This is a genomic window from Campylobacter sp. 2014D-0258, assembly GCF_008000495.1.
Taxonomy (GTDB): Bacteria; Campylobacterota; Campylobacteria; order Campylobacterales; family Campylobacteraceae; genus Campylobacter_D; species Campylobacter_D jejuni.
Genome location: NZ_VOAR01000011.1, coordinates 42,497 through 56,604, shown reverse-complemented (window position 1 = coordinate 56,604; position 14,108 = coordinate 42,497). Strand labels below are relative to the sequence as shown.

General features: G+C 32.1%; 15 protein-coding genes and 4 tRNA genes. 8 read left to right on the top strand and 11 right to left on the bottom strand.

Annotated elements, in window-relative coordinates:
* Position 1: 1 nt before the first annotated feature.
* From rplD to rsmA, 6 genes are all read right to left on the bottom strand, one after another.
* Positions 2-616, bottom strand: coding sequence for a 50S ribosomal protein L4 (rplD, locus tag SR62_RS01210; RefSeq protein ID WP_002791636.1), 615 nt, complete (start codon positions 614-616; stop codon positions 2-4).
* On the bottom strand, positions 613-1,188 hold the full coding sequence (gene rplC, locus SR62_RS01205) for a 50S ribosomal protein L3 (protein ID WP_002779987.1): 576 nt from the start codon (positions 1,186-1,188) through the stop codon (positions 613-615). The genes rplD and rplC overlap by 4 nt, the downstream gene beginning before the upstream one ends.
* Positions 1,189-1,197: 9 nt before the next feature.
* Positions 1,198-1,509 carry a 30S ribosomal protein S10 gene (gene rpsJ, locus SR62_RS01200; RefSeq protein ID WP_002779353.1) on the bottom strand — a complete coding sequence of 104 codons (312 nt, stop codon included), beginning with the start codon at positions 1,507-1,509 and terminating at the stop codon, positions 1,198-1,200.
* 197 nt (positions 1,510-1,706) lie between these two features.
* Positions 1,707-2,468: a pseudouridine synthase gene (locus tag SR62_RS01195; RefSeq protein ID WP_002853086.1), complete on the bottom strand. Its 762-nt coding sequence runs from the start codon at positions 2,466-2,468 to the stop codon at positions 1,707-1,709.
* Between the two features lie 35 nt (positions 2,469-2,503).
* Complete coding sequence (locus SR62_RS01190) at positions 2,504-4,498, bottom strand: ribonuclease J (RefSeq protein WP_074484132.1); 1,995 nt, start codon at positions 4,496-4,498, stop codon at positions 2,504-2,506.
* A complete protein-coding gene (gene rsmA / locus SR62_RS01185; protein WP_002860133.1) occupies positions 4,467-5,267 on the bottom strand; it encodes a 16S rRNA (adenine(1518)-N(6)/adenine(1519)-N(6))-dimethyltransferase RsmA in 801 nt (266 codons plus the stop codon). The genes SR62_RS01190 and rsmA overlap by 32 nt, the downstream gene beginning before the upstream one ends.
* Positions 5,268-5,346: 79 nt before the next feature.
* Here rsmA and SR62_RS01180 point away from each other — a divergent pair, with 79 nt between their 5' ends.
* Genes SR62_RS01180 through SR62_RS01170 form a run of 3 tightly spaced genes read left to right on the top strand, consistent with a single transcriptional unit; the run spans position 5,347 to position 7,072 of the window.
* The gene (locus SR62_RS01180; RefSeq protein WP_002859707.1) at positions 5,347-5,883 is read left to right on the top strand and encodes a purine-nucleoside phosphorylase; all 537 of its coding nucleotides are present in this window, start codon (positions 5,347-5,349) and stop codon (positions 5,881-5,883) included.
* Between the two features lie 23 nt (positions 5,884-5,906).
* Positions 5,907-6,977 carry a 23S rRNA (adenine(2503)-C(2))-methyltransferase RlmN gene (gene rlmN / locus SR62_RS01175; RefSeq protein WP_070308664.1) on the top strand — a complete coding sequence of 357 codons (1,071 nt, stop codon included), beginning with the start codon at positions 5,907-5,909 and terminating at the stop codon, positions 6,975-6,977.
* Positions 6,974-7,072, top strand: coding sequence for a hypothetical protein (locus tag SR62_RS01170; protein ID WP_002860136.1), 99 nt, complete (start codon positions 6,974-6,976; stop codon positions 7,070-7,072). Before rlmN ends, SR62_RS01170 begins: the two co-directional genes overlap by 4 nt.
* 13 nt (positions 7,073-7,085) lie before the next feature.
* Here SR62_RS01170 and SR62_RS01165 read toward each other — a convergent pair.
* Positions 7,086-7,162 (bottom strand) — tRNA-Met (locus tag SR62_RS01165).
* A gap of 136 nt (positions 7,163-7,298) precedes the next feature.
* Between SR62_RS01165 and SR62_RS01160 the strand changes: the two genes are divergently transcribed.
* The 5 genes from SR62_RS01160 to SR62_RS01140 all read left to right on the top strand — a co-directional run bounded on the left by SR62_RS01160 (position 7,299) and on the right by SR62_RS01140 (position 9,307).
* A tRNA-Ser gene (locus SR62_RS01160) sits at positions 7,299-7,386 on the top strand.
* 456 nt (positions 7,387-7,842) lie between these two features.
* Complete coding sequence (locus tag SR62_RS09275) at positions 7,843-8,481, top strand: glycosyl transferase family 90 (protein ID WP_251817522.1); 639 nt, start codon at positions 7,843-7,845, stop codon at positions 8,479-8,481.
* Between the two features lie 113 nt (positions 8,482-8,594).
* Positions 8,595-8,670, top strand: a tRNA-Ala gene (locus SR62_RS01150).
* A gap of 3 nt (positions 8,671-8,673) precedes the next feature.
* Positions 8,674-8,749: transfer RNA gene (locus SR62_RS01145), tRNA-Val, on the top strand.
* A 27-nt stretch (positions 8,750-8,776) separates the two neighbouring features.
* Positions 8,777-9,307, top strand: a complete 531-nt coding sequence (locus SR62_RS01140) for a GNAT family N-acetyltransferase (protein WP_002783539.1) — start codon at positions 8,777-8,779, stop codon at positions 9,305-9,307.
* Here the strand turns inward: SR62_RS01140 and leuD are convergent.
* The 4 genes from leuD to leuA are packed head-to-tail and all read right to left on the bottom strand — an operon-like array spanning position 9,287 to position 13,898.
* On the bottom strand, positions 9,287-9,889 hold the full coding sequence (gene leuD, locus SR62_RS01135) for a 3-isopropylmalate dehydratase small subunit (protein WP_002901774.1): 603 nt from the start codon (positions 9,887-9,889) through the stop codon (positions 9,287-9,289). The genes SR62_RS01140 and leuD overlap by 21 nt on opposite strands.
* Position 9,890: 1 nt before the next feature.
* Positions 9,891-11,303, bottom strand: coding sequence for a 3-isopropylmalate dehydratase large subunit (leuC, locus tag SR62_RS01130; RefSeq protein ID WP_074484131.1), 1,413 nt, complete (start codon positions 11,301-11,303; stop codon positions 9,891-9,893).
* Complete coding sequence (gene leuB, locus SR62_RS01125; protein ID WP_052794992.1) at positions 11,290-12,366, bottom strand: 3-isopropylmalate dehydrogenase; 1,077 nt, start codon at positions 12,364-12,366, stop codon at positions 11,290-11,292. The genes leuC and leuB overlap by 14 nt, the downstream gene beginning before the upstream one ends.
* The gene (gene leuA / locus SR62_RS01120; RefSeq protein ID WP_002922281.1) at positions 12,363-13,898 is read right to left on the bottom strand and encodes a 2-isopropylmalate synthase; all 1,536 of its coding nucleotides are present in this window, start codon (positions 13,896-13,898) and stop codon (positions 12,363-12,365) included. Before leuA ends, leuB begins: the two co-directional genes overlap by 4 nt.
* Positions 13,899-14,108: the final 210 nt, after the last annotated feature.

Here is a 14,108-nt window from a genome sequence, read left to right as displayed (position 1 = left end):
ATTATCCCTCTTTTGTAATAGATTCTAACGCTGATTTTTCTATGATAACAGCATTAAATACAGATACTAAATAAGCATTTACTTCAGTTACATCAACTACATAGCAATTTGCTAAATTTCTGTAAGCTAAAAGTGTTTTTTCATCTAGTAAATCTTTAACGATTAAAGCATCTTTGACGCCAAGTTTTTTAATCACAGCGTTTGCATCTTTTGTTTTGCCACTTTCAATAGCCAAAGAATCAGCAGTAAATAACGCACCTTTAGCTGCTTTATCTGCTAAAGCTCTTTCAAGCGCCAATCTTTTTTGTTTTTTATTTACTTTTTGGAAGTAGTTTCTTTCATTTGTTGGACCAAAAGCAACCGCACCGCCTACCCAAACGTTAGTTCTTGTTGAACCCGCTCTAGCACCGCCACGACCTTTTTGTCTCCAAGGTTTTTTACCACCACCACTTACATCACTTCTACCTTTAGTATGAGCTGTATTTGCTCTTAAACTTGCAAGGTAAGATTTTACATATAAGTAAAGATTGTGTGGATTTACTTCCGCATATTTTGAAGGTAAATCAAGTTCACCTGCTTTTTCTAATTTATCATTTAAAACAACTACTTTACTCATTTTGCAATCCTTATTTTACCCATAGCACCATTATAACCTGGTACTGCACCTTTAACTACTAAAATTTTGTTTTCAGCATCATAAGATACAACTTCGTTTTTAACGGTCACTTTAGTATTTCCATAATGTCCTGCCATTTTCATACCTGGTTGAACACGACCTGGCCATTCTCTATTACCAATAGATCCGTGGCGTCTGTGAAATCTAGAACCGTGACTTGCTGGACCCCCTGCAAAGTTATGTCTTTTCATAACACCGCTATAACCTCTACCTTTAGTGTTAAAGCTTACTTTTAAAATTTTTGCTTCATTTAATGGAGTTTCATCTAAATCTCCTGCTTCAGTGTTTGCTACTTCTAAAGTCGCAAATCTATTGTATTCTGCAGAAAGATTATACTTTTTTTGTTGTCCTGCGACACATTTATTACTTGCTTTACCTTTTGGATATGCTACTAAAGCCTTTCCGCCTTCAACTTCACATACTTTTGCATTCACAACTCTTAGTAAAGTTACAGCGATACTTGGATTAGTAATTGTTCTGCTCATTCCGATTTTTTCTACAATATATTCCATATCTTATCCTTACTTACCCATAGCTCTTACTTCAACGCTTACTTCTGGCGCTAAATCAAGCTTAGTTAAAGAATCAACTGTATCTGGAGTCGCTGCTACTATATCTAGCATACGCGCGTGAATTCTTATTTCAAACTGCTCACGAGAATCTTTGTTAATGTGTGGAGATTTTAAAACTGTATAGCGTTTGATTTTAGTAGGCATTGGTATCGGACCTCTGATATCCGCACCTGTTCTTTTAACAGCTTCTACGATTGCTGCAACTGTTCTGTCTAGTACTCGATGGTCATAAGCTTTTAGCTTAAGCCTAATTCTTTCCATAATATTTCCTTTAAAAAGAACTCGTTAGTTAAAAACTAACCAATTTATAAAAATTGAAATGAGAGTATATAAAATCTTGTTTTCAAAGTCAAGGAATTTGATGAAATTTTTCTATTATTTTCCTTTTAAAAAGGATAAAAATAGAATTTTTAGAATTTAAAAATTATCATTATTTTTTAAATTTTTGTATATAATGGTCAATATCTTATTTCATTAAATTTTAAAAAATCTCTTAATTTTTCATATTCGCCATTTTCTAAATAACGATGTTTTCCCGCCTTCAACATACCAAGATCTAAAGCCCCAAAAGCAACACGCTTAAGATCCATGACTTCAAGATCAAAATGTCCAAAAAAGCGTCTAAGCTCTCTATTTTTACCTTCATTTATAACCACTCTAAGCTTAGTATAACCTCCACTTGATCCAAAAATTTCAAAGTCTATAAAAGGAGCAAAACTCATAGAGGTAATTTTAGTTTTTGCATGTGCGCCTTTTTTTTCATTTTTAATCTCAAGTCCATTTTGCATCGCTTCAATGACTTGTTTGCTCACCGTGCCTTTAACTTTAAGGTAGTATTCTCTTTCTAAATCGCTATGCATTAAAGCATCGGCAATCACAGGAGAATCTGTAAGCAAAAGCAAGCCCTCGCTTGCATAATCCAATCTACCTACGCTAAGCCAAGTACTAAATTGTCTTGGCAAGGTATCGTATATAGTTTTTCTTCCACGATCGTCTTTTTTACTGACAATTTCACCTTTTTGTTTATGGTAGATTATCACGCTAAATTGCGTTCTTTTTTGCACTCTTTTACCTTTAACAAAAACTTTATCATCAAATTTAACTTCATCGCTTAAAAGGGCAATTTTGTTGTTTATTTTTACTAAGCCTTGTTTGATAAGTTCATCAGCTTCACGGCGTGAATAACGGGTGTTATGGGATATAAATTTATTAATTCTCATTTGATCTTCCTTAAAAAGGGCGTTTTTGCCCTTTTTTACATTACAAAAATAGTTGGAACTATGGTTGGGTATTTTTTAATCTTTCTAAAGATATGCTTTCTTAAAACTTGGCGGATTTGATTTTCTAAAAATCTTGGATCATTGAGTACTTCATCTTTAACATTGATGAAAAATTGTCCTAAAACTTCAGCCATATCTTTGCTAAAAGCATGATCGTGTTTGTCAGCTACTAGCCCATAGCTAAATACTCTTGGTTTGTTGATCAGTGTTTTTGTAGCTTTGTCAATTTGTGCGATAATAACTACTATACCACTATCTGCAAGTTTTTGGCGATCTATAACTACATCATCGGCGATTTGTTTGTTGATTTGATTATCTACAAAAACTTTACCTGTTTTTACGGTTTTTATGCGTTTGACATATTTTTGGCAAAGTTCTACTTGATCGCCATCACTCATAAGATAAATATTTCTTTCAGGGATACCGCACTTCATTGCTGTTTCTTTGTGTTTGGTGATATGGTTGTATTCCCCATGAACCGGTAAGAAAAATTTAGGTTTAGTAAGAGTTAGCATAAGCTTTTGCTCTTCTATACTAGCGTGTCCGCTTACATGAATTTCACTAAATTCTTGATACGCTACTTTAGCTCCTGCTTTTAAAAGATAGTCAAGTACTGCAGAAACGCTTGCTTCATTTCCTGGTATAGCTTTAGCTGAAATGATTACTTGATCTGTAGGCTTAATCTTTATAAATTTATGCTCATCAGTTGCCATTCTATAAAGCGCACTCATGGTTTCGCCTTGACTTCCTGTAGTTACAATAAGCACTTCATTGTCTTTGTATTTGCTTACTTCATCAGCATCGATGAAAATTTTTCTATCAAGTTTAATATAGCCTAATTCCATAGTGGTATAAAGATTTCTTTCCATAGAACGACCGATAACACAAACTTTTCTGCCGTATTTTAAACCATAAGTGATAGCTTGATAAACACGGTGGATATTAGAGCTAAAAGTACTCATGATCACCCTACCCTTAGTACGTGCAAAGATTTGATCAAAAGTTGGCCCTACGGAGCTTTCACTTTTTGTATAACCTTCTTTGTACGAATTTGTACTATCACTTAAAAGACATAAAACTCCTTCTTCTCCATAATGCGCCAAACGTCCTAAGTCTGTTGGATAGCCATCGATTGGGGTTTGATCGATTTTAAAATCACCTGTGTGGATAATCGTTCCTGCTTTTGTTTTGATCGCAAGTGCTGAAGCATCAATGATAGAATGCGTGATGTGGATCCACTCTATATCAAATTCACCTATTTCATAAACTTTGCGTTTTTCTACAGGACGAAACCATTTGCGTTCTGCTTTTAAGCCATGTTCTTCAAATTTGTTTGAAATCATTCCTAAAGCTAAAGGTGTAGCGTAGATAGGAAATTGGAATTCTTTAAAGAAATAAGGCACTGCACCGATATGATCTTCGTGTGCATGAGTGATCACTATACCACGAATTTTATCTTTAATTTTTCTTACATAGTCAAAATCAGGGATGATAATATCTACCCCATGCATAGTTCCATCAGGAAAACTCATACCTATATCTACTATAATTGCATCTTTATTGGTTTCAAAAACACTGATATTTCCACCAATTTCTCCTAAACCTCCTAAAGGAGTGATGCGGATTTTATGCTCGCTAGAATTATTATATTTTAAAGGGTGTAAGCGGTTTTCATGTGAAATACGGTTAGCTTCTATGCATTCTGCAAGAGCGATTTGCCAATCTTCATTACCTGTGAGTTTTGAAGGAAGATTGCGATTTTTCTTCTTTTTTTTCTCAGTTTTATTTTCTGAGTTTTCAGAATTTTCCTTGTTGGAATTTTGATCAATTTTTGGAGTATCATTTTCATTTTGCAAAGAATCAGCTAATTTTTTTCTACGATTTTTATATTTATAGCGTTTATTGTTTTTTGAATTTGAGTTCGGATTTTGTTCGTTTTTATTTATCTCTTTGTTTTCGTCCATATTCATCCTTTAATTTGTCATAAATTTTAAGGTATAAATCAACGCAAATTTCATGTGGTCTGATGTTTTCTTTTAAGCCAAGAGTGCTTAAAACTTCTAAAACTTTTGCTTTATATGTTTTTAAATTTCCTAAGAGTTGTTTTCTAGGAGCTTTAAAACAATCTTTTAGAAAATTTTTGAAATTTTCTATTTCGCAAAGTTCATCAAAATCTTTAGTTTTAATCAAACTCATCACCGCTGACATAACTTTTGGTGGAGGATTAAAACATTGTGGATCAACATCAAAAAGTATTTTTCTTTCGCAAATCATTGCACTTAAAACACCTAAGGAAGAAAACTCACTATTTCCTTCTTTAGCGCAGAATTTTTCAGCCATTTCCCTTTGTACCATTACAATAAGCCCTAGACAATTTTTATCTTCTAAAGCTTTTAATATAATGTGACTTGCAACATAATAAGGCAAATTTGCAACCAAAAAATATGGTTTTTCATCAAGACTAGGATTAAAAGCTTCGCTTGCGTCTTGATGGATCAAGTTAAATTTTCCACATTCAAGTTCTTTTTGAAATTTCTTTTTTAAAATAGGTATGAGATCATTATCGATTTCATAAGCTTTTACTTGAGAAATTTTTAAAAGTTCTTGCGTTAAATCACCTAAGCCAGGCCCAATCTCAATGATATTGTTCATCTCTTTGGGTATGGCTTGGATGATTTTTGCTAATACGCTTTTATCGATTAAAAAATTTTGTCCGTATTGTTTTTTTGCTTTAACCATAAGAAATAATTTTATCTAAAAATTCTTAATTAAGTCTTTTTAGGTAGAATTATTTTTTGTAAAATTTCTAAGGATCAAAATGATTGTTTGTGCGGGTGGAAATGAAAATTTTTCTTTTGCAAAAGCTATAGGCATAGGTTTGGTTGAATCAGCTTTTCATTTGAGTCAACTTTGCTTCAAAGAAAAACCATCAAAACTTATATTTATAGGAACTTGTGGGCTTTATGATAAGGGAGAGATTTTAGAAATTTATAGAAGTTCGCACGCTTTTAATGTAGAATTTTCTAAAATTTCACATGCATTTTATACTCCTGCAAAATATGAAATTTGCTTAGAAAAAGAAAATGTTTCTCGTGAAACAATCAAGATCAATTCTTCAAATTATATTTGTCAAAATTCAAAAGCAGCAAAAGAATTTTCAAAATTAGGTTTTTTTGCAGAAAATATGGAAGCCTTTTCTGTTTTGAGCGTAGCTAAAAATTTAAATATTGATGCAGAGTGTATTTTGTGTGCAACAAATTTTTGCAATGAAAACGCTCACGAAGATTTTATAAAAAATCATCAAAAGGCAAAAGAAAAATTAGAAGAATACTTAAAAAAATATCATTATATTTAAAAATTCAAAAAAGGAAAATAATTTTGAAAGAGCTTGTTAATATTTTAGATTTTTTACCTGAAGAATTAGGAGAAAAAATCAAACCGATGTTTCGCGTGAAACAAATTTATCAATGGATTTATCAAAAATACGCCAATAATTTTTCCGATATGTCAAGTTTACCAAAAGATCTACGTTTAGAACTTGCGCAAAATTTTCATTTCTCTCCTGTAAAATGTGTTAAAAATGAGCAAAGTAAAGATGGAAGTATAAAATATCTTTTTGAACTCGTTGATGGTTTAAGGGTAGAAAGTGTGCTTTTGCCTATGAAAGAAGAAAAAATAGACGCAGAAGGCAAAAGAATTTCTCATGCAAGATACACTATCTGTGTTTCTTCTCAAGTAGGTTGTAAAAGTGGATGTAGTTTTTGTCTTACTGCCAAGGGTGGTTTGAAAAGAAATTTAAGTGCAGGGGAGATAGTCGGACAAATTTTATGGATCAAAAAACAAAACAATATCCCTTATGAACGCCGTGTAAATATAGTATATATGGGTATGGGCGAGCCTTTGGATAATCTTAAAAATGTTTCTAAAGCGGTAAAAATTTTAGCGCAAAATGAGGGACTTGCTATAAGTCCTCGCCGTCAAACCATCAGTACTAGCGGTTTGGCAAAACAAATCAAAGAATTAGGTCAAATGAATTTAGGTGTTTTACTTGCTATATCATTGCATGCGGTTAATGATGAGCTTCGAACCGAACTTATGCCTATCAATAAAGCTTATAATATCGCTGCGATTATGGATGCGGTGCGTGAATTTCCTATAGATCAAAGAAAAAGAGTGATGTTTGAATATCTTTTAATTGATGGTATCAATGATAAGCTTGAACACGCTAAAGAATTAGTCAAGCTTTTAAATGGCATTAAAGCTAAAGTGAATTTAATACTCTTTAATCCACATGAAGGAAGTTTATATAAACGCCCTAGTTTAGAAAATGCGATTAAATTCCAAGATTTACTAAGTAATAAAGGTGTAACTTGCACTATAAGAGAAAGTAAAGGACTTGATATCTCAGCTGCTTGTGGACAGCTTAAAGAAAGGGCAAAAGAACAATGACGATGTTAGATATTTTCGAAATCATTTTTATAACAACTGTTGTAATTATAGGTTTTGGTGGAATTGTTTTTGTAGTAACAAAAGAAAAAAAATAATTATTACACTTAATGGTGTCAAGGGGGAGACTTGAACTCCCGACCTCCGGCTTATGAGACCAGCGCTCTAACCAGCTGAGCTACCCTGACTAAAAATAAAAATATAATTATACTACTTTTTACTAAAAATTTTCTGATTTTTAAAAAAAAATAATTTTATTTTCAATATTTAAAAAATTTCTTTATTTTTAAAGCTTTTATAGATATAATAAACGCTTTATTTCATAGACAGGTGTCCGAGCGGTTGAAGGAGCACGCCTGGAACGCGTGTAAAGTGCAAGCTTTCGAGGGTTCAAATCCCTTCCTGTCTGCCATTCTTATTTTTAATATTTAAAATACTATTGTTTTGTCAAAAGTTATTTTATTGTTTATAAATTCTTAAATTTTTGATAAAATATTAAAAATTTTATTTATTAGGTTTTTTATAATGCTACAATCAAGACTTTTGATGAATTTAAGAGGAATAGGAATATCTTTTATACCAAGATATTTTTTCAAATAAATTTGATAAAATTTTTAATGATATTTTAAAATACAATATTAAAGACTTAGAAGAAATACAAACTCGAGTTAAATATTATAATCAAATAAATGAATTTTTTACACCTACAGCAAAGGAAAAAATAGGAAAATTTCCTTTTAAAAGCACCTCTTATGCTTTTGATGCTTATGAAGTCAGTAAATACTTCAAAGATGAATTTTTATGGAATAAAGAATTTGGCGATGTAAGACATACTTTTAAAGAAGCAACTATTTGCAAATCGAGATCTTTGGAAAATAATATAAATAATATTTTATTAAAACTTGATAAAAATAGGCACTTTTGCTTTTTAAAAGATAACATAAACTATGAAAATAAAAAGGATATAGCAATATTTAGAGGAGCAGTATATCAAAATCATCGAAAAGAATTTTTTGATTCTTATTTTGGTAGAACTTTTTGCGATATAGGAGATACTTCAAAACAACCTAGCCAATGGAAAAAAAACTTTTTAAACAAAAAAGAACAAATGAAATATAAATTTATAATTTCTTTAGAGGGTAACGATGTAGCAAGCAACTTAAAATGGGCTATGAATTCTAATTCTTTAGTTTTAGCTCCAAAAATAACTTGCGAAACTTGGTTTATGGAAGGAACTTTAAAACCAAATTATCACTTTGCTTTGATTGATAATGAGAATTTGCCAGCAGTAATTGAATATTTTAAAAGTCGCCCAAAAGATGCATTGGAAATTATTAATAATGCTCATCAATATATTAAGAAATTTTTAGATAAGAAAAAAGAATTCCATATAGGAATTTTGGTTTTGACCAAATATTTTTATTATTCTAGACAACTTGAGCTTAACAAAAAAAAGAGATATTTTAGAATTAATCAAATAGTAAAATTACTCTCATTAATTCTCTAATTTTTCATAAAAAATAAATCTTTTTATACATATATTACATCATAAATTAAAAATTTGATTTTAGTTTTCAGCCAAAAACAAGTAATATTGCGATAAAATCTCAGACTTATAAAGGGGCATTAGCTCAGCTGGGAGAGCACAACGCTGGCAGCGTTGGGGTCAGCGGTTCGAACCCGCTATGCTCCACCATATGGTTCCGTAGCTCAGCTGGTAGAGCACTACCTTGACATGGTAGTGGCCGTTGGTTCAAGTCCAATCGGAGCCACCATCACCCTTCCTTATACAAAGGATTATCATGCAAAACACTATCATACAAAAAGCCGTCAATAAAGATTTAAATTCTATACTTGAAATCACAAAAGATGCTTTAAATGCTATGAAAACTATGAATTTTCACCAATGGGATGAGAATTATCCCAATGAAATAGTTTTTCAAGAAGATATACAAGCGCAAGAACTTTATGTGTTTAAAGAAAATGATGAAATTTTAGGCTTTATCTGTATCAATGAAAAATTTGAACCTGAATTTTACAAACAAGTTATTTTTAACAAAAATTATGATGATAAAGCCTTTTATCTACACCGTTTAGCTGTCAAACAAAATGCAAAAGGCAAAGGCGTGGCACAAAAACTTTTAAATTTTTGCGAAAATTTTGCCTTGGAAAATCACAAGGCAAGTTTAAGAGCAGATACTCATAGTAAAAATTTTCCTATGAATTCGCTTTTTAAAAAGCTTGATTTTAATTTTTGTGGAAACTTCGACATACCTAATTACCAAGATCCTTTTTTAGCTTATGAAAAAATTCTAAACCAAAAAGCTTTTTGAGTTTTTTTCATAGGCTTTGATTTGTGCTTCATGTTTTAAAGTTAAAGCTATATTATCAAGTCCTTCCAAAAGACAAATTCTGTGAAAATCATCTAAATCAAAAGAAAAAATCCTATCTTTAAAAAATACTCTTTTTTCCAACAAAGAAATTTCTATATTTTTATCTTGGGATTTTTTTAACTCATCAACTATTTCCAAAACCTCATCTTTAGCAAGTTCTATAGTGAGCAAACCGTTTCCTAAGGCATTGTTTTTAAAAATATCCGCAAAAGAAGGTGCAATAATAGCTCTAATACCATAATCAACCAAAGCCCAAGGCGCATGCTCTCTTGAAGAGCCACTACCAAAATTTTCAAAACTCACCAAAATAGAGCTATTTTGATATTCTTTTTTATTGAGATTAAAATCCATATTTAAAACACTTTCTTTATCATCTAAATAACGCAAATCATGAAACAAATGCTTGCCAAAACCTTGCTTAGACACTGCAAGTAAAAATTGCTTAGGTATAATTTGATCTGTGTCTATATTGGCATATTCTAAAGGACAAGCTATACCTTTGTGTATAATAAATTTTTGCATATTAAACTCCTAAATACTTTCTATTATCACAAATAACACCTTCTATGGCACAAGCTGCTGCACTTGCAGGACTCATCAAATGAGTGATAGAACCTTTGCCTTGTCTGCCTACAAAGTTACGATTTGAAGTTGAAGCAACTCTTTGACCTGAATTTGCTTTGTCATCATTCATACCAAGACACATAGAACACCCTGCATATCTCCACTCACACCCTGCCTCGATAAAAATCTTATCAAGTCCTAAATTTTCAGCTTCTTTTCTTACTTGCATTGAACCAGGCACAATTAAAGCTTTAACATTTTTATGAATTTTGCGCCCTTTTAAGATATCAGCGGCTATTTTAAGATCTTCTAAACGCCCATTTGTGCAAGATCCTATAAATACAATGTCGATTTTTACCCCTTCTATAACTTGATCTTGCTCTAAATTTACATAAGATAAAGCATCAAGCAAAGATTTTTGCTCACTTTGATTTTTAAAATCACTTATTTTTGGAATTTTTTCATCTATGCCAATCACTTGCGAAGGATTTGTTCCATAGCTAATTTGTGGTTTTATCTTGCTTACATCTAGAGTAATACTCTCATCATATTTTGCTCCTTCATCACTTCTTAAACTCTTCCAATACTCACAATACTTTTGAAATTCTTCTCCTTTAGGTGCAAATTCCTTTCCCTTAATATACTCAAAAGTGATCTCATCAGGAGCTATCATACCTACTTTCGCTCCAAATTCTATAGCCATATTACAAAGAGTCATTCTAGCTTCCATGCTTAAATTTCTTATAAGTTCTCCGCAAAATTCTATAGCATAGCCTGTGCCTTTTGCTGTGCCATATTGTGCAATCAAATACAAAATCAAATCCTTAGCATAAACGCCTTTTTGAAACTGCCCTTTACATTCGATTTTCATGGTTTTAAGTTTGGCTTGTTTTAAAGTTTGCGTTGCCATAACATGCTCTACTTCACTCGTGCCTATACCAAAGGCTAAAGCTCCAAAAGCCCCATGTGTTGCCGTATGAGAATCCCCACAAACTAAAGTAACCCCAGGTAAAGTAAAGCCAAGCTCAGGACCTACTATATGAACTATGCCTTGATTTTTATCTCCAAGTCCTAAAAGCCTTACTCCAAATTCCTTAGTATTTTGCATCAAAGTTGTAATTTGCTCTTTTGCCATATCAGAACAAGCATTTAAATCCACACTTTTAGTTGAAACATCATGATCTATGGTAGCCAAAGTTAAATCCGCTCTTGCCATTCTACGCTTAGCCATTTTAAGCCCTGAAAATGCTTGAGGGCTTGTTACTTCATGGATTAAATGTCTATCGATATAAAGTATAGGAAGTTCGTTTTTGCCTTCATAAACCACATGAGCATCAAAGACTTTCTCATATAAAGTTTTAGCCATTATTATTCTCCTTTAAAATTTCTAAAATACAATCCCCCATTTCATCGGTATTTAAATACGACTTAGTATTTAAATCCTTGGTCATTTTTCCTTGCGCCAATGCCAAAGATATAGCATTTTCTATATCCTGTGCGGCTTGTTCTTCTTTGAAACTATACTTTAACATCAAAGCCGCACTTAAAATTTGAGCTATGGGATTGGCTATATTTAAATGAGCTATATCAGGCGCACTTCCACCTGCTGGCTCATAAAGTCCAAAACCTTTATCGTTTAAACTTGCTGAACTTAACAAACCCAAAGATCCATTAATGGCAGCTAACTCATCACTCAAAATATCACCAAAAAGATTTGAACAAAGCATAACATCAAAAATGCTAGGATTTTTTACAATCTGCATCGCAGTATTATCCACATACATGTACTCTAAGTTTATATCTTGATAATCTTTTGCAACATTTGCCACCACTTCTCGCCACAAAATAGAACTTGCTAAAACATTCGCCTTGTCGATTAAATGCACTTTTTTCTTTCTTATTCTTGCACTTTCAAAAGCGATATGAGCTATCCTTTCTATCTCTTTTTTAGTGTAAATTTCAGTATCATACGCACTTTCTTTACCTAAATCTTGCTTACCAAAATAAATCCCACCTGTAAGCTCTCTAACACATAAAATATCCACTCCTTTTTGGATAATCTCATTTTTTAAAGGTGAAGTATGAGTTAAACTTTCATAAATTTTACAAGGACGCAAATTTGCAAACAAATTAAAATGCTTTCTTAAAGGCAAAAGCGAGGCTCTTTCAGGTCTTTGATCTATGGGCAAATTATCCCACTTAGGCCCTCCAACAGAGCCAAATAAAATCGCATCACTTTGCTCACAAAGCTTTAAAGTTTCATCACTTAAAGCCACTCCATAAGCATCTATACTTGCACCGCCTATTTTAGCTTCATTAAATTCAAAACTAAAATTGTATTTTTGCGCGATAAAAGTTAAAATTTTTAAAGCCTCTTTCATTACCAAAGGCCCTATACCATCTCCTGCTAAGACAGCTACTTTATAAGTTTTCATGCCATTTTCCTTTCTTCTACTTTTAAAGAGCGATAAATCGCATTGTAAGCACTCACAAAAGCTTGTGCTGAAGCTTCTATAACATCTGTTGAAATTCCTTTTCCATGGAATTTTCTCCCTTTAAATTCCAAATCCACATCCACTTGTCCTTGAGCATCTACCCCTGAACTTTTTGCATTGATACTATAAGCTTTTAGCGCAGGCTTTAAATTCGTTATCCTAGCAATGCAGTTAAAAACTGCTTCAACAGGACCATTTCCTGTGCAAGCTTCAGTTTTTAACTCTTCTTTAATACGCATACAAACACAAGCAGTTGGGATATTGCCACTAATCACGCTTAATTTTTCAAGTATAAATTTATTTTCTTCTTCATTTTCATAGCTTAAAAACATCAAAGCTTCCAAATCATAATCATACACTTGACCCTTTTTATCCGCAAGGCGTAAAAAACGCTCATAAACATCATCTAAATTATAAGTATTTTCATCATAGCCTAAATTTTCAAGGCAAGTTTTTATCATAGCCCTTCCACTTCTTGCCGTCATTAACATACGATTTTCATGAATTCCTATGGCACTAGGGCTTATGATCTCGTAAGTTTGCCTATTTTTAAGCACTCCATCTTGATGAATGCCTGAACTATGAGAAAACGCATTGCTACCCACTATAGCTTTATGCGAAGGTATGCTTTCATTAGTGATAGCTGAAACTAATTTTGAAGTTTTAAAGATATTTTCACATTTAATATCAGTATAAAAACCTTTTAAATAATCTTTCCTAGTTTTTATCGCCATAACCACTTCTTCTAAAGCACAATTACCCGCCCTTTCGCCAAGTCCATTTATAGTGCATTCTATCTGTCTTGCACCTTGTAAAATAGCACTTAAACTATTGCCCGTTGCCATACCTAAGTCATTGTGACAATGCACAGAAATGATAGCTTTGTCTATATTTGGCACTTTGTTAAATAAAATTTTGATGATATTAGCAAATTCACTTGGCAAGGTATAGCCTACGGTATCTGGGATATTTATAGTTTTAGCGCCTGCTTTTATCGCATTTTCCACCATAAAACAAAGATTATCTATCGGAGTTCTTCCTGCATCTTCGCATGAGAATTCTACATCATCAGTATAAGATCTTGCTCTTATAATCGCTCTTTTTGCCATAGACAAAATTTCATCAAAATCTTTTTTTAATTTATCTTGCATATGCAAAGTCGAAGTGGCTATAAAAGTATGAATTCTAAAATGCTTTGCCACTTTTAAAGCTTCATAAGCCATATCTATATCTTTATCCAATGCCCTAGAAAGTGCACAAATGGTTGAGTTTTTAACCTTAGAAGCGATCTTTTGCACCGCTTTAAAATCCCCTTGTGAAGATACCGGAAAACCTGCTTCTATAACATCTACGCCTAAATTTTCAAGCGCTAAAGCGATTTGTAATTTTTGATTGATACTCAAAGAACTGCCTAAAGCTTGTTCTCCATCACGCAAAGTGGTATCAAAGATTATGATTTTATTATCTTTCATGATTTAATCCTTTAAAACCAAACAGACTAAATGAATTAAAAAATTCAAAAACTTAACAACAATGATAAAAAATTAAAAATGTAAAAAATGATTAAAAATAAAATTGAGTTTTAGAGTGAGAGTTGCAGTAGCAAATTAAAAGTATTGTCTTTATTTTTTTGTTGGACTGAATTTGAAATTTCAAAAATTTGTTTCATCTTTTCCTCCTTT

Coding starts and splice junctions, on each gene's coding strand:
- rplD (WP_002791636.1), bottom strand. CDS start 616: ATGAGTAAAGTAGTTGTTTTAAATGATAAATTAGAAAAAGCAGGTGAA.
- rplC (WP_002779987.1), bottom strand. CDS start 1,188: ATGGAATATATTGTAGAAAAAATCGGAATGAGCAGAACAATTACTAAT.
- rpsJ (WP_002779353.1), bottom strand. CDS start 1,509: ATGGAAAGAATTAGGCTTAAGCTAAAAGCTTATGACCATCGAGTACTA.
- SR62_RS01195 (WP_002853086.1), bottom strand. CDS start 2,468: ATGAGAATTAATAAATTTATATCCCATAACACCCGTTATTCACGCCGT.
- SR62_RS01190 (WP_074484132.1), bottom strand. CDS start 4,498: ATGAATATGGACGAAAACAAAGAGATAAATAAAAACGAACAAAATCCG.
- rsmA (WP_002860133.1), bottom strand. CDS start 5,267: ATGGTTAAAGCAAAAAAACAATACGGACAAAATTTTTTAATCGATAAA.
- SR62_RS01180 (WP_002859707.1), top strand. CDS start 5,347: ATGATTGTTTGTGCGGGTGGAAATGAAAATTTTTCTTTTGCAAAAGCT.
- SR62_RS01170 (WP_002860136.1), top strand. CDS start 6,974: ATGACGATGTTAGATATTTTCGAAATCATTTTTATAACAACTGTTGTA.
- SR62_RS01140 (WP_002783539.1), top strand. CDS start 8,777: ATGCAAAACACTATCATACAAAAAGCCGTCAATAAAGATTTAAATTCT.
- leuD (WP_002901774.1), bottom strand. CDS start 9,889: ATGCAAAAATTTATTATACACAAAGGTATAGCTTGTCCTTTAGAATAT.
- leuB (WP_052794992.1), bottom strand. CDS start 12,366: ATGAAAACTTATAAAGTAGCTGTCTTAGCAGGAGATGGTATAGGGCCT.
- leuA (WP_002922281.1), bottom strand. CDS start 13,898: ATGAAAGATAATAAAATCATAATCTTTGATACCACTTTGCGTGATGGA.